We start from the raw sequence: 24,671 nt of genomic DNA, 5'->3' as shown, positions 1-24,671 counted from the left end.
ATCCTGTCGGACTGACGGAGGTTTTTTATGCAGGTTTACAAGGTTGGCGGCGCGGTACGTGATCGCCTGTTAGGGTTGCCGGTCACTGATGTCGACCGGGTCGTGGTCGGTGCGACCACTGAAGAAATGCTCGCCCAGGGATTCCGCCCGGTCGGCGCGGATTTCCCGGTGTTTCTGCACCCGAAAACCGGTGAGGAATACGCCCTCGCCCGCACCGAGCGCAAAAGCGGTCGCGGTTACGGCGGTTTCACTTTCTACGCAAGTCCCGAAGTCACGCTCGAAGAAGACCTGATTCGACGCGACCTGACGATCAATGCCATGGCCGAGGACGATCAGCTCAACCTGACCGATCCATACCATGGCCAGCGCGATCTTGAAGCGCGAATCCTGCGCCACGTTTCGCCGGCATTCGCCGAAGATCCCTTGCGAGTACTGCGCGTTGCCCGCTTTGCTGCACGCTACGCAGGATTGGGCTTTACGGTCGCCGATGAGACCATGGACTTGATGCGCCAGCTCAGTGAGTCCGGCGAACTACAAGCGCTGACTGCCGAACGTAGCTGGAAGGAGATTTCTCGAGCATTGATGGAAGACCACCCGCAGGTGTTCATCCAGGTCTTGCGCGACTGTGGCGCACTCAAAGAGCTAATGCCGGAAGTCGACGCCTTGTTCGGCGTGCCGCAGCCAGAGACCCATCACCCGGAAATCGACACCGGCCTGCACACTCTGAGCGTGCTGGAGCAATCATCCCTGCACAAACAACCACTGACAGTGCGCTGGGCCTGCCTGCTGCACGACTTGGGCAAAGGCCTGACGCCGGAAGAAGAATGGCCCAGGCATATCGCCCATGAGCACACCGGGCTGAAGCTGATCAAAGCGGTCAACGAGCGCTTCAAAGTCCCCAAAGACTGTCAGGAACTGGCGCTGCTGGTCGGGCAATACCACACCCATGGGCACCGGGCGCTGGAGCTGAAAGCCTCGACGCTGCTGGAGTTGCTGCAGAGTTTCGATATCTATCGCCGGCCGCAACGATTCGAAGAGTTTATCGCCGCGTGCGAGATGGATGCCCGTGGCCGCAAGGGCCTGGAGCAGCGCAGTTATCCACAGGCAGATTATTTGCGCGGAGCGGCGAAAGCTGCACGAGAAGTGGCCGTGCAGCCGTTGCTGGAGCAGGGATTCAAGGGGCCTGAACTGGGCGAAGCGCTGAAGCGAGAACGACTGAAGGCGTTGAAAGCCTACAAAGAGGCGGCGACAGCCTGATAAAAAACTTTGCGAGCAGGCTCGCTCCCACCGGAGACCTCGATCCAATGTGGGAGCGAGCCTGCTCGCGAAAGCGAATTTGATATCACCGCAAATCCGAAGGCGTGAGCTGCTCCCCCCGCCATTCGAACGCAACCGGCGCCAACACCTGATCAATCTGCGCCTCAGCCCACAACATCGCAAAGCTCTTGCCCACCCCCGGATGCACCCGCTCCGGCGCAATCAACGACAACGGCCACAGCACAAAGGCATTTTTCAGAATTTCCGCACGCGGCAGTACCAATCCGTCGAAGTTACCGACCAGATCGCCATACAGCAGCACGTCGATATCCAGCGGCAAGCCCTTGCGATCCGGTGCATAGCGACCGTTGTCTGCCTCGATGAATTTCAAGCGGCGATCAAGCTCCATTAACGGCAGATCGGTGTAGGCCGAGACCACGAAATTGAAGAACGGCCCGCTCTTGATGCCCACCGGCTGGCTCTCGAACACCGCCGAACAACGGATATCCACCAGGAACGTGGCCAGCGCATCGAGACCTGCGCGCAAATGGGTTTCGCGCTCGATATTGCTACCGAGCCCGAGATAGACCTGAGTCAGCGACATCCGCGCTCGATCTCCACACCCACACCACCCTTGGCCGCCGGCACCGCGCCCGGCTTGGTCAGTTTCAGTCGCACCCAAGTGATCTTGAATTCGGCCATCAGCACTTCAACCAGACGCTCGGCAAAGGTTTCGACCAGTTGGAACTGCGCCTGCTCGGCAAAGGCCTGAATGCGCGTGGAAACACTGGCGTAATCGAGCGCCAGGGTCAGGTCGTCACCGGCGGCGGCCGGGCGATTGTCCCAGGCGAAGCTCAGATCAAGACGCAGGCACTGACGGATGCCCCGCTCCCAGTCGTAGGCACCGATCACGGTGTCAACTTCCAGGCCCTCGATAAACACTCTGTCCAAGCACTTCTCTCCGCTGCACGACAAGGGCGCGATGCGCCGTTAGAATCAGGGCGTCCTCGCCCGGAATAGTTAGCATGTTTTGGTTACTGGCGATTCTCGCCTACCTGCTCGGCTCGCTGTCCTTCGCCATTTTGCTCAGCCGCCTGACCGGAAATCCGGATCCGCGAATGAGTGGCTCGGGTAATGCCGGCGCCACCAACATGCTGCGCCTGGCCGGTCGCAAACTGGCGATCCTGACCCTGCTCGGTGATCTGTGCAAAGGCCTGCTGCCGGTGCTGATCGCCTCGAGCGCGGGTCTTTCACTGCAGGATCAGGCCTGGATTGGCGTGTGCGCCGTGATCGGTCACCTGTTCCCTTTGTACTTTCGCTTCCGCGGCGGCAAAGGCGTTGCCACTGCCGCCGGCATGCTGCTCGGCCTGTATCCACCCGCCGCACTGCTGGCCGTATGTGCCTGGCTACTGACGTTCTACCTGACCCGCACCAGCTCGCTGGCGGCGCTGATTGCCACGCCACTGACCCTGCCGTTGCTGGCCTGGCAAGAGCCGGAAGCCTTGCTGCCAATGAGCGCGCTGACCTTGCTGATTGTCTGGCGCCATCGCGGCAATCTACGCGACCTGTTTGCCGGGCGCGAACGGCATTTCTGACTGCCGTTCATGAGCGCCGCTCATTACAGCGCCGACAACTGCTCCATTGGCCAGCGTGCCTGCACGGTGATTGCCAGACTTTCCTGCTGACCAGCCTTCAGGCGCTGACAACCGGCAAACGCGATCATCGCGCCATTGTCGGTGCAGAACTCCGGGCGCGCATAGAACACATCGCCCTTCATATCGCCGAGCATCTTTTCCAGCGAAACCCGCAACGCCTTGTTGGCGCTGACGCCGCCGGCAATCACCAGCCGCTTCATGCCTGCCTGTTTCAGGGCGCGCTTGCACTTGATGGTCAAAGTCTCCACCACGGCCTGCTGGAATGCCAGCGCGATGTCGCAACGGGCTTGCTCGCCGTCGTCCCCGGCGCTGACGCATTGCTGCCACGTGTTGAGGGCGAAGGTTTTCAAGCCGCTGAAGCTGAAGTCCAGACCTGGGCGATCACACATCGGACGCGGAAAAGTGAAACGTCCTGCGACGCCCTTCTCGGCCAGTTTGGCGATTTCCGGCCCACCGGGGTAATTGAGGCCCATCATCTTTGCGGTTTTGTCGAAGGCTTCACCGGCCGCATCGTCGAGCGTCTCGCCGAGCAGGCTGTATTGGCCAATGCCGTCGACCTGAACCAACTGCGTATGGCCACCGGAAACCAACAAAGCGACGAACGGGAATTGCGGCGGTTTCGGCTCCAGCATCGGTGCCAGCAAGTGGCCTTCCATGTGGTGCACGCCAAGCGCCGGAATGCCCCAGGCAAACGCCAGCGCCTGCGCGCAGGAGGCACCGACCAGCAGCGCGCCGACCAGGCCAGGACCTGCGGTGTAGGCGATTGCGTCGATCTCGGTCGGCACACAGTCGGCCTCGGCCAACACCTGACGGATCAAGGGCAGCATGCGTTTGACGTGGTCACGCGAGGCCAGCTCCGGCACTACACCGCCATAGACTCGGTGCAGGTCGATCTGACTGAACAGCGCGTCGGCCAGCAGACCGCGTTCACTGTCATACAATGCGACGCCGGTTTCGTCGCAGGAGGTTTCTAATCCCAGTACTAGCATGGGTTTGCGCCTTGTTTAGGCTGAATTCGAAGGCGCGCATAATAGTCGCCACGTGATGCCCCGACCAGCGGTTTTCGATCAGAGGCTTTGCATTCCGAGCGATGAGGGGTTAACATCCGCAACCCTTAAAAACCGACGTCTTCAAGTGCTCTTTTGCCGCGAGGATGTTGACCCCGGTAATGAATGAAGGTAGCTCTGGATGCCAGCCGTCAAAGTAAAAGAGAACGAACCCTTCGACGTAGCTCTGCGTCGTTTCAAGCGCTCCTGCGAAAAAGCCGGTGTACTGGCTGAAGTTCGTAGCCGCGAATTTTACGAGAAGCCAACTTCTGAGCGTAAGCGCAAAGCAGCAGCCGCTGTTAAGCGTCACGCCAAGAAAGTTCAGCGCGAACAGCGCCGCGCCGTTCGTCTGTACTAATCCACAGACGTTCGTAGCAAGCTTCTTGCCTAAGCCCGGCCCTCAGCCGGGCTAATGGCATTTGCGTAAAACGCTTGATGCTTCACCGTCGACGCCGCCGATGCGACCGAGACAAATCTGCTTCACCGCGTCAGGCCTGGCTCTTTTGCCAGCGGTGCACGTCTTTTCTGACGAGCCTTTCAAGGCTACTGACGAGCACACCCACTGATTCCTCTTACGACGATCAGCCCAAGGCACCTGCATGCGTGCCCGCTTTATTGAGCTATCCGAGGCCGACAACCGGCCGTCAGCGGATTCAGCGCAACACTTTCAAATAGTCGAAGACTGATAGGTACTAACGTCAGTGGATTTTCGGCAGATACACTTCCCGACAGCGATCACGCAGACGACACCGGTCGAGCCGCACTTTTTGTGCGTTTCCAGCAATGGCCCGCGTCCGACAGCCTGTCGCAACGGATTTATTGCAGCGCAGACAACGAGAACGCCATGGCCGGGCTGATTCCCCAGAGCTTCATTGACGACCTGCTGAACCGCACCGACATCGTCGACGTGGTCAGCTCGCGCGTGCAATTGAAGAAGGCCGGCAAGAACTACACCGCCTGCTGCCCGTTCCACAAAGAGAAAACCCCGTCGTTCAGCGTCAGCCCCGACAAGCAGTTCTATTACTGCTTCGGTTGCGGCGCCGGCGGCAACGCCCTCGGCTTTCTCATGGATCACGACAACCTGGACTTCCCCCAGGCCGTCGAAGATCTGGCCAAAGCCGCCGGCATGGAAATCCCCCGCGAAGAAAGCGGCCGCGAGCGTAAGCCGCGTCAGCCGACCGATTCGCCGCTGTACCCGCTGCTCACCGCCGCCGCTGATTTTTACCGGCAGGCACTCAAGAGTCATCCGTCGCGCAAGGCTGCGGTGGATTACCTCAAGGGCCGCGGCCTGACCGGCGAGATCGCTCGGGATTTCGGCCTCGGCTTTGCGCCGCCAGGCTGGGACAACCTGCTCAAGCATCTGAGCAGCGACACGCTGCAACAGAAGGCCATGATCGAAGCCGGCCTGCTGATCGAGAACGCCGAAACCGGCAAGCGCTATGATCGCTTCCGCGATCGCGTGATGTTCCCGATCCGCGACACCCGTGGACGGATCATCGCCTTCGGCGGTCGCGTACTGGGCGACGACAAGCCCAAGTACCTGAACTCACCGGAAACCCCGGTATTCCATAAAGGCCAGGAACTCTACGGCCTTTATGAAGCACGCAAGAACAATCGCAACCTCGACGAAATCATCGTCGTCGAGGGTTATATGGACGTCATCGCCCTCGCCCAGCAAGGCTTGCGCAATGCCGTCGCCACACTGGGTACCGCGACCAGCGAAGAACATTTGAAACGCCTGTTCCGCGTCGTGCCGAACGTATTGTTCTGCTTCGACGGCGACCAGGCCGGCCGCAACGCAGCCTGGCGTGCACTGGAAGCGACCCTGCCGTGCCTGCAGGACGGTCGTCGCGCGCGGTTCCTGTTTTTGCCCGAAGGCGAAGACCCGGACACCCTGGTTCGCGCCGAAGGCACCGACGCATTCAAGGCGCGCATCAATCAGCATGCGCAGCCGCTGGCCGATTATTTTTTCCAGCAACTGACCGAAGAATCCGACCCGCGCTCACTTGAGGGCAAGGCGCACATGGCCACCCTCGCCGCACCATTGATCGACAAGGTGCCGGGAGCGAACCTGCGCATCCTCATGCGTCAGCGCCTGACCGAGATTACCGGCCTGAGCAGCGAAACCGTCAGCCAATTGGTTCAGAGTGCGCCGCAGGAAGCACCGCCCGCCTACGATCCGGGCTTCGATTACGACGCCATGCCGGACTACAGCGACTACCATCAGCCGCAGGCACAGGCACAGGACATGTACGCGCCGCAGCAGGAATGGACGCCGAAGAAACCCGGCGCCGGCGGCAAGAAGTGGGACAAGAAACCGTGGGACAAGAACGGCAAGCGTGGTGGCGATCGCGAACAGCAGCGCCCGCGCACGCCGATTGGCGTTGAATCGCCAACCCTGACGGCATTGAGAACATTGCTCCATCATCCGCAACTGGCCAAGCGCGTCGAGGACGCCGGGCATATTGCCGATGAAAATCAGACCAACGCCCAGTTGCTTGTGGCGCTGCTCGAAGCCGTACAGAAGAATCCCAAGCTAAACTCATTTCAGTTGATCGCGCGATGGCACGGCACTGAACAGGGTCGCTTGCTCAAGGCACTGGCAGAAAAGGAATGGTTGATTGACGGAGATAACCTTGAACAACAGTTTTTCGACACCATTACTAGCTTGTCCGCCCGCCAACGCGAGCGAAATCTCGAACAGTTACTCAGGAAAGCGCGGCAAAGCGAACTGAGCGTCGAAGAGAAAAATCAACTGCGCGACCTTTTAAGTCGCAATGTTTCCGCATCAAACCCGACCTCAACTGGCGCGTGAGGTCATAGCTCAGGTATAATCCTCGGCTTGTTTTTTGCCCGCCAAGACCTTCAGTGGATAGGGTGTTATGTCCGGAAAAGCGCAACAGCAGTCTCGTATTATTGAGTTGATCAAACTGGGTCGTGAGCAGAAGTATCTGACTTACGCCGAGGTCAACGACCACCTGCCCGAGGATATTTCAGATCCGGAGCAGGTGGAAGACATCATCCGCATGATTAACGACATGGGGATCCCCGTACACGAGAGTGCTCCGGATGCGGACGCCCTTATGTTGGCCGACGCCGATACCGACGAGGCCGCTGCGGAAGAAGCAGCCGCTGCGTTGGCGGCGGTGGAGACCGATATCGGTCGCACCACTGACCCGGTGCGCATGTACATGCGTGAAATGGGTACGGTCGAGCTTCTGACCCGTGAAGGCGAAATCGAAATCGCCAAGCGGATCGAAGAAGGCATTCGTGAAGTGATGAGCGCAATTGCGCACTTCCCTGGCACGGTTGACCACATTCTCTCCGAGTACACCCGCGTCACCACCGAAGGTGGTCGCCTGTCCGACGTCCTGAGCGGTTATATCGACCCGGACGACGGCATTGCGCCGCCTGCGGCAGAAGTGCCGCCGCCGGTTGACCCGAAAGCCGTCAAGGCCGACGACGATACCGATGACGATGATGCCGAATCTTCCGATGACGAAGAAGAAGCCGAAAGCGGTCCGGATCCGGTCATCGCTGCGCAGCGCTTCGGCGCCGTCGCCGACCAGATGGAAATCACCCGCAAGGCCCTGAAAAAGCACGGTCGTCACAATAAGGCAGCGGTTGCCGAGTTGCTGGCCCTGGCCGAGCTGTTCATGCCGATCAAACTGGTGCCGAAGCAATTCGAAGCCCTGGTCGAGCGTGTACGTAGTGCTTTGGATCGTCTGCGTCAGCAAGAGCGCGCGATCATGCAGCTGTGCGTACGTGATGCACGTATGCCACGCGCCGATTTCCTGCGTCAGTTCCCGGGCAACGAAGTCGACGAAAGCTGGTCCGACGCCCTGGCCAAAGGCAAGAGCAAGTACGCCGAAGCCATCGGTCGCGTGCAGCCGGACATCATCCGTTGCCAGCAGAAGCTGATTGCGCTGGAAACCGAGACCGGCCTGACCATCGCAGAAATCAAGGACATCAACCGTCGCATGTCGATCGGGGAGGCCAAGGCCCGCCGCGCGAAGAAAGAGATGGTTGAAGCCAACCTGCGTCTGGTGATCTCGATCGCCAAGAAGTACACCAACCGCGGCCTGCAATTCCTCGATCTGATCCAGGAAGGCAACATCGGTCTGATGAAGGCGGTGGACAAGTTCGAATACCGTCGTGGTTACAAGTTCTCGACTTATGCCACCTGGTGGATCCGTCAGGCGATCACTCGCTCGATCGCCGACCAGGCCCGCACCATCCGTATTCCGGTGCACATGATCGAGACGATCAACAAGCTCAACCGTATTTCCCGGCAGATGCTGCAGGAAATGGGTCGCGAACCGACTCCGGAAGAGCTGGGCGAACGCATGGAAATGCCTGAGGACAAGATCCGCAAGGTACTGAAGATCGCCAAAGAGCCGATCTCCATGGAAACCCCGATCGGTGATGACGAAGACTCCCATCTGGGCGACTTCATCGAAGACTCGACCATGCAGTCGCCAATCGATGTCGCCACGGTGGAAAGCCTGAAGGAAGCGACTCGCGAAGTGCTGTCCGGCCTCACTGCCCGTGAAGCCAAGGTACTGCGCATGCGTTTCGGTATCGACATGAACACCGACCATACGCTCGAAGAAGTGGGCAAGCAGTTTGACGTAACGCGTGAGCGGATCCGTCAGATCGAAGCCAAGGCGCTGCGCAAGCTGCGCCACCCGACGCGAAGCGAGCATCTGCGCTCCTTCCTCGACGAGTGATACCAGAACCCCCGGCCCAGGCCGGGGGTTTTGTTTTATGGCAGATTAAATTCCCCGCTCCGCCCTCCCCGCCGCGTACCCCGTCTACACTCGAAACAATCACTCCAAGCCCTGACGAGAGCGTTATGCCCAGACTGGCGCCCGTGCTGTTTCTGCTGTCATTGATGATCTGCACCGCCACGGCTGACGCGCTGACTCTCACCGATGAGGAACGCAGCTGGCTGGCGGCTCACCCTGACTTGCGCCTGGGTGTCGACGCGTCGTGGCCGCCCTTCGAATTTCGTGACGATCAGAACCGCTATCAGGGTCTCGCCGCTGACTATATCGACGTGATTCGCCAGCGCCTGGCGATCAAGCTGACGCCCATCGAACCAGCAAGCTGGACGGTGGTGCTGGAGCAGGTGAAAAAAGGCAAGATCGATTTGCTGCCGGGAATCATGTCCACGCCGGAGCGCCAGAATTACCTGGCATTTACCCGGCCGTACCTGGACTTCCCGATCGTCATCCTTGCCCATGTCGGCGGTGCCCAGCCGCGCAAACTCGACGACCTCTACGGTCTGAAAATCGCCGTGGTGGAAAACTACGCCCCCCACGAACTGCTGCGCACTCACCACCCCGATCTGAATCTGGTCGCCATGCCCAATGTCAGCTCGGCGCTGCAAGCTCTGGCGACCGATGAAGTGGACGCGGTAGTTGGCGATCTCGCTTCCAGCGTGTGGAGCCTGCGCCAGCTCAAGCTCGACGGACTTTACGTCAGTGGCGAGACACCGTATCGCTATCAACTGGCGATGGCCGTGCCCCGCGACAACAAGATGTTGGTGGGCATTCTCGATAAAGTTCTTGCCGACATGACGCCGGCGGAAATCAGCAGCATCCAGGAACATTGGGTCGGTAATGTGCTCGACCACCGCACGTTCTGGTCGGACCTGCTGATGTACGGTCTGCCCGGTCTGGTGCTGCTGATGACGATCCTCGCCGTGGTGATTCGCATCAACCGCCGCCTGAGCTCGGAAATCAGCCGGCGCATCGACCTTGAGCAGGAATTGCGCAGCAGCGAATATCACTACCGCGGCCTGGTGGAGAGCTTGTCAGCCATCGCCTGGGAAGCGCGGATGAGCGACTTCACCTACAGCTATGTTTCGCCCCATGCTGAAGACTTGCTCGGGTATCCACAGTCTCACTGGCTGATTCCGGGTTTCTGGCACAACATCATTCACCCGGCCGACCTGACCCGCACGCAGAACTATTGCAGGGAAGCGCTGCGCCAGGGCCGCGATCACATCGTCGACTATCGCGTAATCACCGCCGACGGCCGCTGCCTGTGGGTACGCGACATTGTCAGCCTGATCGAGCATGGCCACGAACCGGTGATGCGCGGGTTGATGATCGATATCAGCGAAATCAAACGCACCGAAGAAGCGCTACGGCTGTCCGAGCAGAAGTTCGCTTCGGTGTTCGAGCAATGCCCGGACATTCTGGTGATTGCACGCCTGTCCGACGGCTGCCTGCTGGAGGTCAACGAGGCCTTCGAGGAGCAGATCGGCCTCAGGGCCGAGGACGTGATCGGCCAGACCGCCACCAACCTCAATATCTGGGGCATCCCCGGCGTCGGGCCGGGCCTCTTGCAGCGTTTGCAGGCCGGCAGTATCCGTAATCTGGAAATGCCCTTTCGCCGCAACAACGGCCAGTTGTTCACCGGGCTGATTTCCGCCGAGCCTTTCGACCTCGATACCACGCCGGCGCTGGTAGTCGTGGTGCGCGACATCAGCCAGCTCAAGGAAACCCAACAGCAACTGCAAACTTCTGAAGAAAAATTCGCCAAGGCTTTCCATGCGTCGCCCGACGGCCTGCTGCTGTCACGCCAGAGCGACGGCCTGCTGCTGGAGGTCAACGAAGGTTTCAGCCGCATCACCGGTTTCAACAGCGCCATGTCGGTGGATCGTTCGACGCTGGATCTGGGTATATGGGTCAACCTCAACGAACGCAAACAGATGCTCGACCTGCTGCAACGCGACGGTTTCGTCCGCGACTTCACTTGCCACATCCGTCGCAGCGACGGGCAGATTCGCCTGTGCGAAGTGTCCAGTCGACCGCTGCCGATTGGCGACGAGGATTGCATGCTGACCATCGCCCGCGACATCACCGAACGCCATCTCATGCAGGAAAAACTGCAGCAGGCCGCCACCGTTTTCGAGAGCACCGCCGAGGGCGTATTGATCACCGATACTCAACAACACATCAGCGCCGTCAATCGTGCTTTCACCGAAATCACCGGTTACAGCGAAAGTGAAGCGCTGGGCCACACGCCACGCTTGCTGGCGTCAGGGCTGCATGACAGCGCTTTCTACGCAGCGATGTGGCATCAATTGACCGATGAGGGCCACTGGCAAGGCGAGATTTCCAACCGGCGCAAGAACGGCGAGCTGTACCCGAGCTGGCTGACGATCAGCGCGGTGCGCAATCGCGACAAGTTCATCACTCACTTCGTCGCGGTGTTCGCCGATATTTCCAGCCTCAAGCACGCCCAGGCCAAACTCGATTATCAGGCCCACCACGACCCGCTCACCGGTTTGCCAAACCGCACCTTGTTCGAGAGCCGCCTGCAGATGGCCCTGACCAGCCAGCAGGAAAATGGCGGCCAGGGCGCGGTGCTGTTTCTCGATCTCGACCGCTTCAAACATATCAACGACAGCCTCGGCCACCCGGTCGGCGACCTGTTGCTCAAGGGCATCGCCGTGCGCTTGAAAGAGCAACTGCGCGATATCGACACGGTCGCACGGTTGGGCGGCGACGAGTTCATCATCCTGTTGCCGGGCTTGCAGCAAGCCAGCGACGCCGACAACATCGCGACGAAACTGCTCAACTGCTTCGGCGCGCCGTTCCAGGCCGGCGAACACGAGTTCTTTATCAGCGCCAGCATCGGCACCAGCCTCTATCCCCGCGACGGTTGCGACGTGGCCACGCTGGTGAAAAACGCCGACGCGGCGATGTACCGCTCCAAAGCCAAAGGACGCAACCGCGTCGAAAGCTACACCCGCGACCTCACCGCCCAGGCCAGCGAGCGCATAGCGCTGGAACACGAACTGCGCCGCGCCATCGAGCGCGATGAGCTGTTTCTCTATTACCAACCGAAAATCAGCCTGGTCGATCACAGTCTGGTCGGCGCAGAGGCGCTGATTCGCTGGCGCCACCCGACCTTCGGCGACGTTCCGCCCGAGCATTTCATTCCGTTGGCGGAAGAAAACGGCATGATCCTGCAGATCGGTGACTGGGTGCTGGAGACTGCTTGCCGGCAGATGTTCGAGTGGAACGAGATCTACCAACCGTTGGGGCCGCTTTCGGTAAACCTCGCCGGTGCGCAATTGCGTCAGCCCAACCTGTTGGTGCGCATCGAACAACTGCTCAAGGACAACCGCCTCAGGCCGGATTTACTGCAACTGGAAATTACCGAGAATTTCATCATGAGTCAGGCCGAAGAGGCGCTGGCGGTGCTGCACCAACTCAAACACCTCGGCGTGCAACTGGCGATCGACGACTTCGGCACCGGCTACTCCTCGCTCAGCTACCTCAAACGCCTGCCGCTGGACATCCTCAAGATTGATCAATCCTTCGTCCGCGGACTGCCTGACGACCCCCACGACGCAGCGATCGTACGCGCCATCATCGCGCTCGGTCGCAGCATGCAATTCACCGTGATTGCCGAAGGCGTGGAAACACAGGCGCAACAACAATTCCTCGCCGCAGAAGGTTGTGAACAGATCCAGGGCTACATCGTCAGCCTGCCGCTGCCCCCGGAGGAATTCGCCGCGACGTTTCTGCATGTAACCGTATCGGATTTTTCGGATAGCACAGCCGCGAAACCGTCGCTATAATCCGCGGCCTACTGAGGGCCTATAGCTCAGTTGGTTAGAGCAGAGGACTCATAATCCTTTGGTCCACGGTTCGAGTCCGTGTGGGCCCACCAAATTGAAAAGCCGCGCTGAATGCGCGGCTTTTTTGTGGGCGAGTGGCTGGGTTTCGTCTCGACGGGCGCAATGTTCGGAAGACCTAACCAGAGCTGTAGGAAAGATCCTAAGCTGCGGTTTTGAGCGGTTAGACATCTGTTGATGATGTCTTCGCAGGGATACTCTCGAGACGTCGCTGCTTATCAGCGACCGGGCTTGGAAATCCCTAGAAATCAATACGTCCGGCGACAGTAACAATGGAATGGAAAGACCTGATTATTGGCGGACGCAGATATTGCATGGCGCATCTACAGCCTTTTGAACAGACATTTGAAGTGGCGGAGCAGCAGCTTGTCGTCAGGTTTGAATTCGGGTTCCACTGTTTTACCGATGACAAAGGTCACGGCCTGCCACTAAGACACAGAGGAGAAGTCCGGTATTTTTGTGCAGACCGCCACTACTACAGCAGCCAGATCACGGACTACCTGCAAAAACGCTTTTTTAAAGGCTTGGCTGTGCCCTTCTACGTCGAAAACAGTCAGCGCTATTACTGCCTTGATTTGCATGACTACGCGGTCTTTTTTTCGATCAGCAAGCCGCAAAATACAACGAACTTTCTCAAACTCCGGATTATTTCCGCCTACGAGGTCGCTGAATGGGGACGCTCGAAGCTGCCGAAAGGAAAACCACATAACGTCCGCTACATTCTGGAAATGCGTAACGCGGGGAAATCCGTGTGAGAGAAAGCAAAAAGCCCCGATGCTTGCGCAACGGGGCTTTCTGTAAATCTGAAATATCGGCCTGTCCTTTTACGGTTTCCCGCTTATCCCGCTCACTGGCTAGGAGTGGCTTGCGCCACCGAAATCAACACCCTTTGCTTGCAAAGTTCCGGTCTGTGCTGACGTACCGATCATAGCCCTTGAACCTGACAAGAGCAACCGTCACAGCCGTTATCCCTCCCTTCGAGCGATAGGTTCCAAATATGCCCCAATGCGCTTGACCCTGTACCATCGGCAATCTCATCGCCCATGCCACCGGAGTCCCCCTTGCCAGACACCCGCCAACCCATCCTCGACGAAATCGACCGCCAGCTAATCGCCGCGCTGCAAATCAACGCCCGCGAAAGCGTGGCCATGCTCGCCCGTCAACTGGGCATTGCTCGCACGACGGTGACGTCGCGTCTGGCACGCCTGGAAAAGGCCAAGGTAATCACCGGTTATGGTGTGCGCTTGGGTCAGCGTGTGGTCGATGGTGGCTTGCAAGCCTACGTCGGGATCAAGGTGCAGCCGCGTTCCGGCAAGGACGTGCTGCGGCGCTTGAGTGCGATGGCGCAGGTGCAGCAGCTGTGTGCGGTGAGTGGCGAGTTTGATTATGTGGCGTGGTTGCGCACCGATTCGCCGGAGCAGTTGGATCAGTTGCTGGATCAGATTGGCAGCGTCGATGGGGTGGAGAAAACTACGACTTCGATCATTCTGAGCAGCAAGATTGATCGCGGGCAGCCGGTCTGAGCATTGGCCGGGCATTCTGGCTGAGCCGCTTCACGAGCGGGCTCGCTCCCACTTTTTTGGTCGGTATGCAGCCCGCAATCGTCAGTCTGCACAACAATCAGGCAAAACGACGACACATTGCTTCTTATTAACGCGCTCCACGCTCCCTAGAATGGCTGGCATCTTTTCCTATACTCAGACGCGAATCCTGCGTCGGGTCGCCAATAAGGTCAGCCATGAACAAGAACAATCGCCATCCTGCAGACGGAAAAAAACCAGTCACCATTTTCGGTCCGGACTTTCCGTTCGCGTTTGACGACTGGATCGAGCATCCCGCCGGCCTGGGGAGCATTCCCGAGCAGCACCATGGCGCTGAGGTGGCGATTGTCGGCGCGGGTATTGCCGGTCTGGTGGCTGCGTATGAACTGATGAAACTCGGTTTGAAGCCGGTGGTGTACGAGGCGTCGAAACTCGGTGGTCGTCTGCGCTCGCAGGCCTTCAACGGCACCGATGCCATCGTCGCCGAGCTCGGTGGCATGCGCTTTCCGGTGTCCTCCACAGCGTTCTACCACTACGTCGACAAGCTCGGCCTCGAAACCAAGCCTTTTCCCAACCCGTTGACCGGCGCTTCTGGCAGCACCGTGATCGATCTGGAAGGCGAAACCTATTACGCCGAAAGCCTGAAGGATCTTCCTGCATTGTTTCAGGAAGTGGCTGACGCCTGGGCAGATGCGCTGGAAGCCGGTTCGCAGTTCTCCGACATCCAGCAAGCCATCCGTGATCGCGATGTGCCGCGCCTGAAAGAGCTGTGGAACAAATTGGTGCCGCTGTGGGACGACCGGACTTTTTACGACTTCGTCGCCACCTCGAAAGCCTTCGCCAAATTGTCGTTCCAGCACCGTGAAGTATTCGGCCAGGTCGGTTTCGGCACCGGCGGCTGGGATTCGGACTTTCCCAATTCAATGCTGGAAATCTTCCGCGTGGTAATGACCAATTGCGACGATCACCAGCACCTGGTGGTCGGTGGCGTCGAGCAGGTGCCGCAGGGCATCTGGCGCCATGTGCCGGAGCGCTGCGTGCACTGGCCGGCCGGCACCAGCCTGAAATCCCTGCACCGTGGCGCGCCGCGTTCCGGTGTGAAGAAAATTGCTCATGCACCGGAGGGCCGTTTCGCCGTTACCGACAACAACGGTGACACCCGCGAATACGCCGCCGTCCTGACAACCTGCCAGAGCTGGCTGCTGACCACTCAGATCGAATGCGATGAAACCTTGTTCTCGCAGAAGATGTGGATGGCCCTCGACCGCACGCGCTACATGCAGTCGTCGAAAACCTTCGTGATGGTCGACCGGCCATTCTGGAAAGACAAGGATCCGGAGACCGGCCGCGACGTGATGAGCATGACCCTCACCGATCGCCTGACCCGTGGCACCTATCTGTTCGACAACGGCGACGACAAGCCGGGGGTGATCTGCCTGTCTTACTCGTGGATGAGCGACGCGTTGAAAATGCTCCCGCATCCGGTGGAAAAACGCGTTGAGCTGGCGTTGAACGCGCTGAAAAAGATCTACCCGAAAGTAGACATCGCCGCGCGGATCATCGGCGACCCGATCACCGTGTCGTGGGAAGCCGATCCGTATTTCCTCGGTGCCTTCAAAGGCGCCCTGCCCGGCCATTACCGCTACAACCAGCGCATGTACGCGCACTTCATGCAGGACGACATGCCGGCCGAGCAGCGCGGGATTTTCATCGCCGGCGACGACGTGTCGTGGACACCGGCGTGGGTCGAAGGCGCAGTGCAGACTTCGCTCAACGCGGTGTGGGGCATCATGAAACATTTCGGCGGCTCCACACATAAAGAGAACCCGGGACCGGGTGATGTGTTCAAAGACATCGGCCCTATCGCCCTGCCCGAGTAAGAGGATTCCCCGATGCGCGTAGCCGTTTACCAATGTCCACCGCTGCCACTGAACCCCGCCGCCAACCTGCATCGCCTGCATCAAGTAGCGATGGAGGCCAAGGGCGCCGACCTGCTGGTGCTGCCGGAGATGTTCATGACCGGTTACAACATCGGCGCCGAAGCGGTGAGCACGCTGGCCGAGGTCTACAACGGTGAATGGGCGCAGCAGATCGGCCGGATTGCCAAGGCTGCGGGTCTGGCGATCGTTTACGGTTATCCGGAGCGCACCGCCGACGGTCAGATCTACAACGCCGTGCAACTGATCGACGCCCACGGCGAGCGCCTGTGCAATTACCGCAAGTCACATCTGTTCGGCGACCTCGACCGATCGATGTTCAGCCCCGGTGACTCCGACTTGCCGGTGGTTGAATTGAACGGCTGGAAGCTCGGCTTCCTGATCTGCTACGACCTGGAGTTTCCGGAAAACGCGCGGCGCCTGGCCTTGGCCGGCGCCGAGCTGATCGTGGTGCCTACGGCCAACATGATTCCGTTCGACTTCGTCGCCGATGTCACCGTGCGTGCCCGCGCCTTCGAAAACCAGTGCTACGTGGCTTATGCCAATTACTGCGGCCATGAAGGCGATATTCAGTACTGTGGGCAAAGCAGCATTGCCGCGCCGGACGGCAGCCGCATCGCCCTGGCAGGTCTGGACGAAGCGTTGATCGTCGGTGAACTGGACCGCCAATTGATGAACGACTCACGTCAGGCCAATCGCTATCTCAGCGATCGCCGCCCGGAGCTTTACGGCGCGCTCAACCGCCGCTAATCCGCTAGCATGGGCACTTCACTGTTCTGGAAGTGCCCATGCCTGCGCCGACTCATCCCCGCCCCCACTCTGAAACCCTGGCCAACGGCCTGCGCGTGACCCTGCGCCACGTGCCCGGTCTCAAGCGCAGCGCTGCCGCGTTGCGCGTGGCGGCCGGCAGCCATGACGTGCCGTTGGCATGGCCGGGGCTGGCGCATTTTCTCGAGCACTTGCTGTTTCTCGGCACCGAGCGTTTTCCCACAGACGAAGGGCTGATGGCCTACGTGCAACGTCACGGCGGCCAAGTGAATGCCAGCACCCGTGAGCGCACCACGGACTTTTTCTTCGAGCTGCCCGTGCCGTCCTTCAGCGCGGGGCTCGAGCGTCTGTCAGACATGCTCGCCCGGCCACGTATGAATCTGGACGATCAACTGCGCGAACGGGAAGTGCTGCAGGCCGAATTCGTCGCCTGGTCGCAGGATCCGACAGCGCAGCAGCATTTTGCCTTGTATGAAGGTTTGCCAGCGGAGCATCCGTTGCGCGGTTTTCATGCGGGCAATCGGGACAGCTTGCAGGTCGAATCGCCTGGGTTTCAGTCGGCGCTGCAAGACTTCTATCAGCGCTTTTATCGAACCGGGCAAATGACCCTCAGTCTGGTCGGGCCGCAAAGTATCGATGAGCTTCGGGAGCTGGCGCAGCAATTCGCAGCGGTGTTGCCGGTTGGGGATAAAGTTGCCCAGGCCGCACCGCCACCGTTGGCAGTGAAAAGTTATCAACAGGTCGGCGCTCACACGAACCTGTTATTTGCTTTCGACGCGTTGCCCGAGTCATCCGCCGAGGCGATGGCTTTTCTCTGTCATTGGTTGAAAAGCGCAAAACCTGGTGGATTGCTCGCATACCTGCATCAACAGAATCTGGCTGACAGCCTGAAAGCCACGCCGCTTTACCAGTTCGCCGGCCAAGCGCTGCTGCATCTTCAATTCAATGCTGGCGGCGACCGCCTGGATACCATTCGCGAACACCTGCTGGATTGGCTGAGCTTCTTCGCCCGTCAGGACTGGAAGCCGTTGCGCGAGGAATACGCCGCCCTGCTTCAGCGCCAGCAGCAAGTCAGCGGCGCTTTGCAACTGGCACGGCTCGATCTCGAGCAGCAAGCATTCGGCCTGTCCGAATCCGGCGCTACCGCACTTGAGCACATCCTTTGCGAGATCGGCGTTGTGGATAACTTCAGCGATCATTGGCATCTGCCCGCCGCCAACCCTTTCTTGCGCGCCAGTGAACCGCTGGCCAACGCCGGGCTGATTCGCGGCCAGACCAGCGCCCACCGTGGCCTGCGCACCTTCGCCCAGGATCGCTCGCGCAGTCGTCGCGAGCGATCGCCGATGCAGTTCAGCCTGGCCCTGCCGGACAACAGCGATGAGGGCGCGATTTACCTGCGCTGGCAGGTCGAGACGGCGGCCAGCGCCGATCTGCGCGCAAGATTGCAGCGAAGTCTGCGCCAGACCCGACAGGATGCGTCCGAAGCCGGAGTGGACTTGTCTTTCAGCGCCGCAGGTAACCAATGCCTGCTGAAAATGACCGGACTACAGGAACCGATGCCCAGCATCCTCGAGCATGCGCTGAAATGTCTGACGATGATCGACGCCGATTCGCCGCGCGACGCGGTGCAGATACCGTCGATGCCGATCCGCCAACTACTCGAAGCGTTGCCAGAGAAATGCCTGCCCACGATTGAAACCAGCGATGACGCCAATCAGCTGTGGAAAACTTCGCGCTGGGACGGCCTCGCTCTAGGCCTTAACCAACAAACGCAATCAGCCTTGGGCCTGGCGCTGAGCCGCATTCCCGGCACACCGGACACTCAGCTACCGGTCATGCCAACCACACAAGGCCAGTATCAATGGAGCCAGATCAACACAGCCTCCAGCGAACACGCCTTGCTGCTGGTCTGCCCGACTGCCAGCCGCGACATCGCTGATGAAGCTGCATGGCGCCTTCTGGCTCAGGTGTGCCAGACGCCTTTTTACCAGCGCCTGCGTGTCGAATTGCAATTGGGGTACGCCGTGTTCAGCGCGCTGCGTCAATTGCACGGCAGGACCGCGATTGTCTTTGGCGTGCAATCGCCGACGACTTCGGCCGCCGAGTTGCTCGAATACATTCAAGAGTTCCTCAAAAACATCCCCGCGTTGATCGAAACGCTCGATGACGCAAGCCTCAAGCAACAGCGCCAAAGCCTCGCCGATCAGTTCGACGACGCCACGCTGTCCACGAAGGATGCTGCCGAGCTGCTGTGGCAGGGCAAACTCGCTGGCCATTCGTCGGATTATCGTGAGCAGTTGGTCGCGGCGATCCAGCAGCTGAATCGCGAGGCTTTACTCGATGCTGCACAGCGTCTGATCAACGCCGAGGGCGGCTGGCATTGCCTGGCCAATGAATCGATGCCGGACGCGCCGTGGCAAGCGACAAACTGATCATTACCGAGGCTGCAAGGAGCTTTCTCAAAGATTCACGGGTCACGCCGTTGAAATTTTGAGTAACATAGCCGCCTAACTAATTGGAACATCACCGCGCTGCCGTGGACTATACCTATGGATAGCGCTATCCCAACCCTCAGAAGGAGACATCTCATGGCCTGGACCAAACCTGCTTACACCGACCTGCGTATCGGCTTCGAAGTCACCATGTACTTCGCCAGCCGCTGAGTTCTGCTTACGCAGAATCGCAGTGCAACGCCTCGGCTCGCCGAGGCGTTTTATTTTCCGCGTTGAAATGATGGAGCGTTCATGTTCGTCCAGATTCTGGGTTCGGCCGCCGGTGGCGGTTTTCCGCAGTGGAACTGCAACTGCGTCAACTGCGCAGGCTTTCGCGACGGCAGCCTGAACGCCAAGGCCCGCACCCAATCGTCCATCGCCATTTCCGATGACGGCGTGAACTGGGTGCTGTGCAATGCCTCGCCGGACATCCGCGCGCAACTGCAAAGCTTCGCCCCGATGCAACCAGGCCGCGCCCTGCGCGACACCGGCATCAGCGCGATCATCCTGATGGACAGCCAGATCGACCACACCACCGGCCTGCTCAGCCTGCGCGAAGGCTGCCCGCATCAGGTCTGGTGCACGGACATGGTTCACGAAGACCTGAGCACCGGTTTTCCCCTGTTCAAGATGCTCACCCACTGGAACGGCGGGCTGGACTGGAACCGTATCGAGCTCGACCAGAGCTTCACCGTAGCGGCCTGCCCTAACCTGCGTTTCACACCGTTGCCGTTGCGCAGCGCCGCGCCGCCGTATTCGCCGCACCGTTTCGATCCGCATCCGGGCGACAACATCGGTTTGATCGTTGAAGACCTCAACACGGGCGGCAAGCTGTTCTACGCGCCAGGGCTGGGCAAGGTCGATGCGCCGCTGCTGGAAATCATGGCGGGCAGTGATTGCCTGCTGGTCGACGGCACGCTGTGGGATGACGATGAAATGCAGCGCCGTGGCGTCGGCACCCGCACCGGTCGCGAGATGGGCCACCTGGCGCAGAACGGCCCCGGCGGCATGCTGGAAGTGCTGGAGCAGTTGCCCGAGCAGCGCAAGGTACTTATCCACATCAACAACACCAACCCGATCCTCGACGAGGATTCCCCGGAGCGTGCGGAGCTGGTGCGGCGTAATGTTGAAGTGGCGTTTGATGGCATGAGTATCGTGCTTTAAGCAATCGAGACCGCTGCGCGGTCTATCGCGAGCAGGCTCGCTCCCACATTGGAATGCGATCAACTGTGGGAGCGAGCCTGCTCGCGAAGAGGCCAGCACAGACACCAGAGATTTCCAGGGTTGTTCCCGGAGAACAGACATGACCGACACCCCGCTGTCCCCCACCGAATTCGAAGCGGCCCTGCGCGCCAAAGGCGCCTATTACCACATCTACCACCCGTACCACGTGGCGATGTACGAAGGCCGCGCGACCCGCGAGCAGATTCAGGGCTGGGTCGCCAACCGCTTCTACTATCAGGTGAACATTCCCCTGAAGGACGCAGCGATCCTCGCCAATTGCCCGGATCGGGAAATCCGCCGCGAGTGGATTCAGCGCCTGCTCGACCACGACGGCGCACCCGGTGAAGATGGCGGCATCGAAGCCTGGCTGCGTCTGGGACAGGCTGTTGGCCTCGACCCGGACCAATTGCGTTCTCAGGAGCTGGTGCTGCCCGGCGTGCGTTTCGCCGTCGATGCCTACGTCAACTTCGCCCGTCGCGCCAGTTGGCAGGAAGCCGCCAGCAGTTCGCTGACCGAATTGTTCGCGCCGCAGATTCACCAGTCGCGCCTCGACAGCTGGCCGCAGCATTACCCGTGGATCGACCCGGCCGGCTACGAGTACTTCCGCACCCGTCTCGGTCAGGCGCGGCGTGACGTCGAGCATGGGCTGGCGATCACTCTTGAGCATTACAAGACCCGCGAAGGCCAGGAGCGCATGCTGGAAATTCTCCAGTTCAAACTGGACATTCTTTGGAGCATGCTCGATGCCATGAGCATGGCCTATGAACTGAACCGTCCGCCGTATCACAGCGTGACCGAACAACGGGTCTGGCATAAAGGAATCACCTTATGAATTTCGACCGCAGCAAAGTGCCGAGCTGGCGCCCGGGCTATCGCTTCCAGTACGAACCGGCGCAGAAGGGCCATGTCTTGCTGTACCCGGAAGGCATGATCAAGCTCAACGAAACGGCCGCGCTGATCGGCGGCCTGATTGATGGCGAACGCGATGTCGCGGCAATCATTGCCGAACTCGACAAGCAGTTCCCCGGCGTGCCCGAGCTCGGTGACGACGTCGAGCAATTCATGGAGGTTGCCCGTGAGCAACACTGGCTCACCCTTGGCTGATCTGCCGGCCAAACCGCAAGTCGGCCTGCCGCTGTGGCTGCTCGCCGAGCTGACCTACCGCTGCCCGCTGCAATGCCCGTACTGCTCCAATCCGCTGGATTTCGCCGAGCAGGGCAAAGAGCTGACCACCGAGCAATGGATCAAGGTGTTCCGCGAAGCGCGGGAGATGGGCGCGGCGCAATTGGGCTTTTCCGGCGGCGAACCGCTGGTGCGTCAGGACTTGGCCGAACTTATCCGTGAAGCGCGGCAGTTGGGTTTCTACACCAACCTGATCACCTCCGGCATTGGCCTGACCGAGCAGAAAATCAGCGACTTCAAAAAGGCCGGGCTCGACCACATCCAGATCAGTTTTCAGGCCAGCGACGAGCAAGTGAACAACCTGCTCGCCGGCTCGAAAAAGGCCTTTGCGCAGAAGCTGGAAATGGCTCGTGCGGTGAAGGCCCACGGCTATCCGATGGTGCTGAACTTCGTCACCCATCGGCACAACATCGACAAGATCGACCGCATCATCGAGTTGTGCATTGCGCTGGAGGCCGACTTCGTCGAACTCGCCACTTGCCAGTTCTACGGCTGGGCGCAGCTCAACCGTGTTGGCCTGCTGCCCACCAAGGAGCAACTGGTGCGCGCCGAACGCATCACCAACGAATACCGGGCCAGGCTGGAAGCCGAAGGGCATCCGTGCAAGCTGATCTTTGTCACCCCGGACTACTACGAAGAACGCCCGAAAGCCTGCATGAACGGCTGGGGCAGCATCTTCCTGACCGTCACGCCGGACGGCACCGCCCTGCCCTGCCATGGTGCCCGCCAGATGCCTGTGCAGTTTCCCAACGTGCGCGATCACAGCATGCAACACATCTGGTATGACTCGTTCGGCTTCAACCGTTTTCGCGGTTACGACTGGATGCCCGAGCCCTGCCGCTCTTGCGACGAGAAAGAAAAAGACTTCGGCGGCTGCCGCTGCCAGGCGTTCATGCTCACCGGCGACGCCAGTAATGCCGACCCGGTGTGCAGCAAGTCCGAACATCACGGCGTGATCCTCAAGGCCCGCGAAGAAGCCGAGAGCGCCACTCAAACCATCGAACAATTGGCCTTTCGCAATGAACGAAACTCACGCCTCATCGCCAAGGGCTGAGCCTTTCAGCGCCGCCCAGGCCGTCGCCGCCGGGACCGACTTCGCCGAACTGCAGCTCGGCGCCGATGGTTTGTTCTGGAATGAATACCGCCCCGAGGATGCCGCATGCCGGATCTGGCATTGGCGCGATGGCGCAGCGAAACGTCTGACGCCGGACGGCTTCAGCGTGCGTAGCCGCGTGTACGAATATGGCGGTGGTGCGTTTTGTCTGACGCCTGACGGGGTGGTTTTCGTCAATGAAGCGGATCAGCAGATGTATCGGCAGGCGCTGGATGGCGAGCCGGTCGCGCTGACGTCGACTGACTGCCGCTACGGCGATCTGCAATTCGCCGCTGGCCGGGTATTGGCGGTTGAAGAGCAGCAGGATCGGCATCGCCTGGTGGCAATTGATCTGGCGACCGGTACGCGACAGGTGCTGGCCGAGGGTGCGGATTTTTATGCGTCACCAACGCTCAGCCCCGATGGCCAGCGGCTGGCGTGGATCGAGTGGAGTCGCCCGCATCAGCCGTGGACCTCGACGCGCTTGATGGTCGCGCAAGGCGATTTTTCTGCGCCTCGCTGTGTTGCCGGTGAGCAGATCGAGGAGTCGATCCAACAGCCGCGATTCGACGCTGATGGGCGGCTCTGTTGCCTGACGGACCGTGGCGGCTACTGGCAGCCGTGGGGCGAAACGTCTGATGGCTTGCACGCGCTACCGAGTGCCGAGGCCGATCACGCGCCCGCGCCCTGGCAACTGGGCGGCTGCACTTGGCTGCCTGTCGGTGATCAATTTTTAGCCAGCTGGAGCGAGGATGGTTTCGGGCGCCTGGCCCTGGGAAATGAAGATTTCAGCGGTGACTACAGCCGCTTCCGCCACTTGGCGATGGATCAAAAATTCATCCATTGCATCGCTGCATCGCCGACCAGCCCGTCGGCAGTGATCGCCATTGATCGTGTCTCGCATGCCGTGAAAATCCTCGCTGGCGGCGTGGCTCCATTGCCTGCCGAACGCATCAGCCGTCCGCAGACCTTGCGTTATCCGAGCGGCTCCGGCGAGGCGCATGGTTTCTTCTACCCGGCCATGAGCGGTGAAGCGAAACCGCCGCTGGTGGTGTTTATCCACGGCGGCCCGACTTCGGCGTGCTATCCGATCCTCGATCCGCGCATCCAGTACTGGACGCAGCGCGGTTTCGCCGTCGCCGACCTCAACTATCGCGGCAGCAGTGGCTATGGTCGCGAATATCGCCAAGCGCTGCATCTGCGCTGGGGCGAGGTGGATGTCGAGGATGCCTGCGCGGTGGTCAGCTATCTCGCTGGCCAAGGTTTGATCGATGGTGACCGCGCGTTCATTCGCGGTGGCAGTGCAGGTGGTTACACCACATTGTGTGCACTGGCGTTCAGGCAGGTTTTCCGCGCAGGCGCCAGCCTCTACGGCGTCAGCGACCCGGTCGCGCTGGCCCGGGCCACGCACAAGTTCGAGGGCGATTATCTGGATTGGCTGATCGGCGATCCCGAGCGAGATGCCGAACGCTATGCCGCCCGCACTCCATTGCTGCACGCAGACAATATTCGCGTGCCGGTGATTTTCTTCCAGGGTGAACTGGACGCGGTGGTCGTGCCGCAACAGACCCGCGACATGGTCGCGGCGCTGGAGCACAACGGCATCCCGGTCGAGGCGCATTACTACCCTGACGAACGCCACGGCTTCCGTCGCGCGGCTAACCAGGCGCATGCGCTGGAGCGGGAGTGGACGTTTTATCGGCGGGTGATGAGGCTGGTTGACTGAAAACCGTGTCGTCCCATTCGCGAGCAGGCTCGCTCCCACAGAGGACTTGTGTACACCACAGATCCAGTGTGGGAGCGAGCCTGCTCGCGAA

20 protein-coding genes and 1 tRNA gene are annotated in these 24,671 nt (G+C 60.1%); 18 read left to right on the top strand and 3 right to left on the bottom strand.

The features are described 5' to 3' along the window. Window positions 1-27: 27 nt before the first annotated feature. Window positions 28-1,257, top strand: coding sequence for a multifunctional CCA addition/repair protein (locus AAEZ10_RS21935; protein WP_073476556.1), 1,230 nt, complete (start codon window positions 28-30; stop codon window positions 1,255-1,257). 85 nt (window positions 1,258-1,342) lie between these two features. Here the strand turns inward: AAEZ10_RS21935 and folK are convergent, their stop codons facing one another. Together folK and folB are read right to left on the bottom strand one after the other, a co-directional pair. After that, window positions 1,343-1,861 carry a 2-amino-4-hydroxy-6-hydroxymethyldihydropteridine diphosphokinase gene (gene folK / locus AAEZ10_RS21930; protein ID WP_110646318.1) on the bottom strand — a complete coding sequence of 173 codons (519 nt, stop codon included), beginning with the start codon at window positions 1,859-1,861 and terminating at the stop codon, window positions 1,343-1,345. Continuing rightward, window positions 1,852-2,208 carry a dihydroneopterin aldolase gene (gene folB / locus AAEZ10_RS21925; protein WP_016772885.1) on the bottom strand — a complete coding sequence of 119 codons (357 nt, stop codon included), beginning with the start codon at window positions 2,206-2,208 and terminating at the stop codon, window positions 1,852-1,854. Before folB ends, folK begins: the two co-directional genes overlap by 10 nt. A gap of 74 nt (window positions 2,209-2,282) precedes the next feature. On the opposite strand from folB, the gene plsY reads away from it, so the two are divergent. Continuing rightward, window positions 2,283-2,852: a glycerol-3-phosphate 1-O-acyltransferase PlsY gene (gene plsY, locus AAEZ10_RS21920; RefSeq protein WP_024014548.1), complete on the top strand. Its 570-nt coding sequence runs from the start codon at window positions 2,283-2,285 to the stop codon at window positions 2,850-2,852. Window positions 2,853-2,875: 23 nt separating this feature from the next. Here plsY and tsaD read toward each other — a convergent pair whose 3' ends face one another. Further along, window positions 2,876-3,901 carry a tRNA (adenosine(37)-N6)-threonylcarbamoyltransferase complex transferase subunit TsaD gene (gene tsaD / locus AAEZ10_RS21915; RefSeq protein WP_016772883.1) on the bottom strand — a complete coding sequence of 342 codons (1,026 nt, stop codon included), beginning with the start codon at window positions 3,899-3,901 and terminating at the stop codon, window positions 2,876-2,878. A gap of 199 nt (window positions 3,902-4,100) precedes the next feature. Here tsaD and rpsU point away from each other — a divergent pair, with 199 nt between their 5' ends. From rpsU to AAEZ10_RS21835, 16 genes are all read left to right on the top strand, one after another. Further along, window positions 4,101-4,316, top strand: coding sequence for a 30S ribosomal protein S21 (rpsU, locus tag AAEZ10_RS21910; RefSeq protein ID WP_002551877.1), 216 nt, complete (start codon window positions 4,101-4,103; stop codon window positions 4,314-4,316). Between the two features lie 486 nt (window positions 4,317-4,802). Then, complete coding sequence (gene dnaG, locus AAEZ10_RS21905) at window positions 4,803-6,773, top strand: DNA primase (protein WP_071173777.1); 1,971 nt, start codon at window positions 4,803-4,805, stop codon at window positions 6,771-6,773. Between the two features lie 67 nt (window positions 6,774-6,840). After that, window positions 6,841-8,688: an RNA polymerase sigma factor RpoD gene (gene rpoD, locus AAEZ10_RS21900; RefSeq protein ID WP_024014550.1), complete on the top strand. Its 1,848-nt coding sequence runs from the start codon at window positions 6,841-6,843 to the stop codon at window positions 8,686-8,688. A 125-nt stretch (window positions 8,689-8,813) separates the two neighbouring features. Further along, window positions 8,814-12,560, top strand: coding sequence for a bifunctional diguanylate cyclase/phosphodiesterase (locus AAEZ10_RS21895; protein WP_350570975.1), 3,747 nt, complete (start codon window positions 8,814-8,816; stop codon window positions 12,558-12,560). A 15-nt stretch (window positions 12,561-12,575) separates the two neighbouring features. Beyond that, window positions 12,576-12,652: transfer RNA gene (locus AAEZ10_RS21890), tRNA-Ile, on the top strand. A gap of 237 nt (window positions 12,653-12,889) precedes the next feature. Beyond that, entirely contained in the window at window positions 12,890-13,372 is a 483-nt protein-coding gene (locus AAEZ10_RS21885; RefSeq protein WP_231507545.1) for a YjaZ family protein, read from the top strand. A gap of 306 nt (window positions 13,373-13,678) precedes the next feature. After that, on the top strand, window positions 13,679-14,140 hold the full coding sequence (locus tag AAEZ10_RS21880; protein WP_016772879.1) for an Lrp/AsnC family transcriptional regulator: 462 nt from the start codon (window positions 13,679-13,681) through the stop codon (window positions 14,138-14,140). 215 nt (window positions 14,141-14,355) lie between these two features. Continuing rightward, window positions 14,356-16,038 carry a flavin monoamine oxidase family protein gene (locus AAEZ10_RS21875; RefSeq protein WP_024014552.1) on the top strand — a complete coding sequence of 561 codons (1,683 nt, stop codon included), beginning with the start codon at window positions 14,356-14,358 and terminating at the stop codon, window positions 16,036-16,038. A gap of 12 nt (window positions 16,039-16,050) precedes the next feature. After that, window positions 16,051-16,845, top strand: a complete 795-nt coding sequence (locus tag AAEZ10_RS21870; RefSeq protein ID WP_348970243.1) for a carbon-nitrogen hydrolase family protein — start codon at window positions 16,051-16,053, stop codon at window positions 16,843-16,845. A 38-nt stretch (window positions 16,846-16,883) separates the two neighbouring features. Beyond that, complete coding sequence (gene pqqF, locus AAEZ10_RS21865) at window positions 16,884-19,295, top strand: pyrroloquinoline quinone biosynthesis protein PqqF (RefSeq protein ID WP_350570972.1); 2,412 nt, start codon at window positions 16,884-16,886, stop codon at window positions 19,293-19,295. 156 nt (window positions 19,296-19,451) lie between these two features. Next, complete coding sequence (gene pqqA / locus AAEZ10_RS21860; RefSeq protein WP_003444522.1) at window positions 19,452-19,526, top strand: pyrroloquinoline quinone precursor peptide PqqA; 75 nt, start codon at window positions 19,452-19,454, stop codon at window positions 19,524-19,526. Window positions 19,527-19,607: 81 nt separating this feature from the next. Then, complete coding sequence (gene pqqB, locus AAEZ10_RS21855) at window positions 19,608-20,519, top strand: pyrroloquinoline quinone biosynthesis protein PqqB (RefSeq protein ID WP_073476540.1); 912 nt, start codon at window positions 19,608-19,610, stop codon at window positions 20,517-20,519. A gap of 139 nt (window positions 20,520-20,658) precedes the next feature. Beyond that, the gene (pqqC, locus tag AAEZ10_RS21850) at window positions 20,659-21,411 is read left to right on the top strand and encodes a pyrroloquinoline-quinone synthase PqqC (protein WP_003228879.1); all 753 of its coding nucleotides are present in this window, start codon (window positions 20,659-20,661) and stop codon (window positions 21,409-21,411) included. Then, entirely contained in the window at window positions 21,408-21,683 is a 276-nt protein-coding gene (pqqD, locus tag AAEZ10_RS21845) for a pyrroloquinoline quinone biosynthesis peptide chaperone PqqD (protein ID WP_071173824.1), read from the top strand. Before pqqC ends, pqqD begins: the two co-directional genes overlap by 4 nt. Beyond that, entirely contained in the window at window positions 21,655-22,815 is a 1,161-nt protein-coding gene (pqqE, locus tag AAEZ10_RS21840; RefSeq protein WP_071173825.1) for a pyrroloquinoline quinone biosynthesis protein PqqE, read from the top strand. Before pqqD ends, pqqE begins: the two co-directional genes overlap by 29 nt. Then, window positions 22,781-24,580 carry a S9 family peptidase gene (locus AAEZ10_RS21835; RefSeq protein ID WP_350570969.1) on the top strand — a complete coding sequence of 600 codons (1,800 nt, stop codon included), beginning with the start codon at window positions 22,781-22,783 and terminating at the stop codon, window positions 24,578-24,580. The genes pqqE and AAEZ10_RS21835 overlap by 35 nt, the downstream gene beginning before the upstream one ends. Window positions 24,581-24,671: the final 91 nt, after the last annotated feature.

Origin of the sequence: Pseudomonas sp. H26/SER47-MNA-CIBAN-0231 (assembly GCF_040310465.1) — a bacterium.
GTDB lineage: Bacteria > Pseudomonadota > Gammaproteobacteria > Pseudomonadales > Pseudomonadaceae > Aquipseudomonas > Aquipseudomonas atacamensis.
Note: the sequence above shows the minus strand (reverse complement) of the source record. Positions and strands in the feature narration are given on the sequence as shown.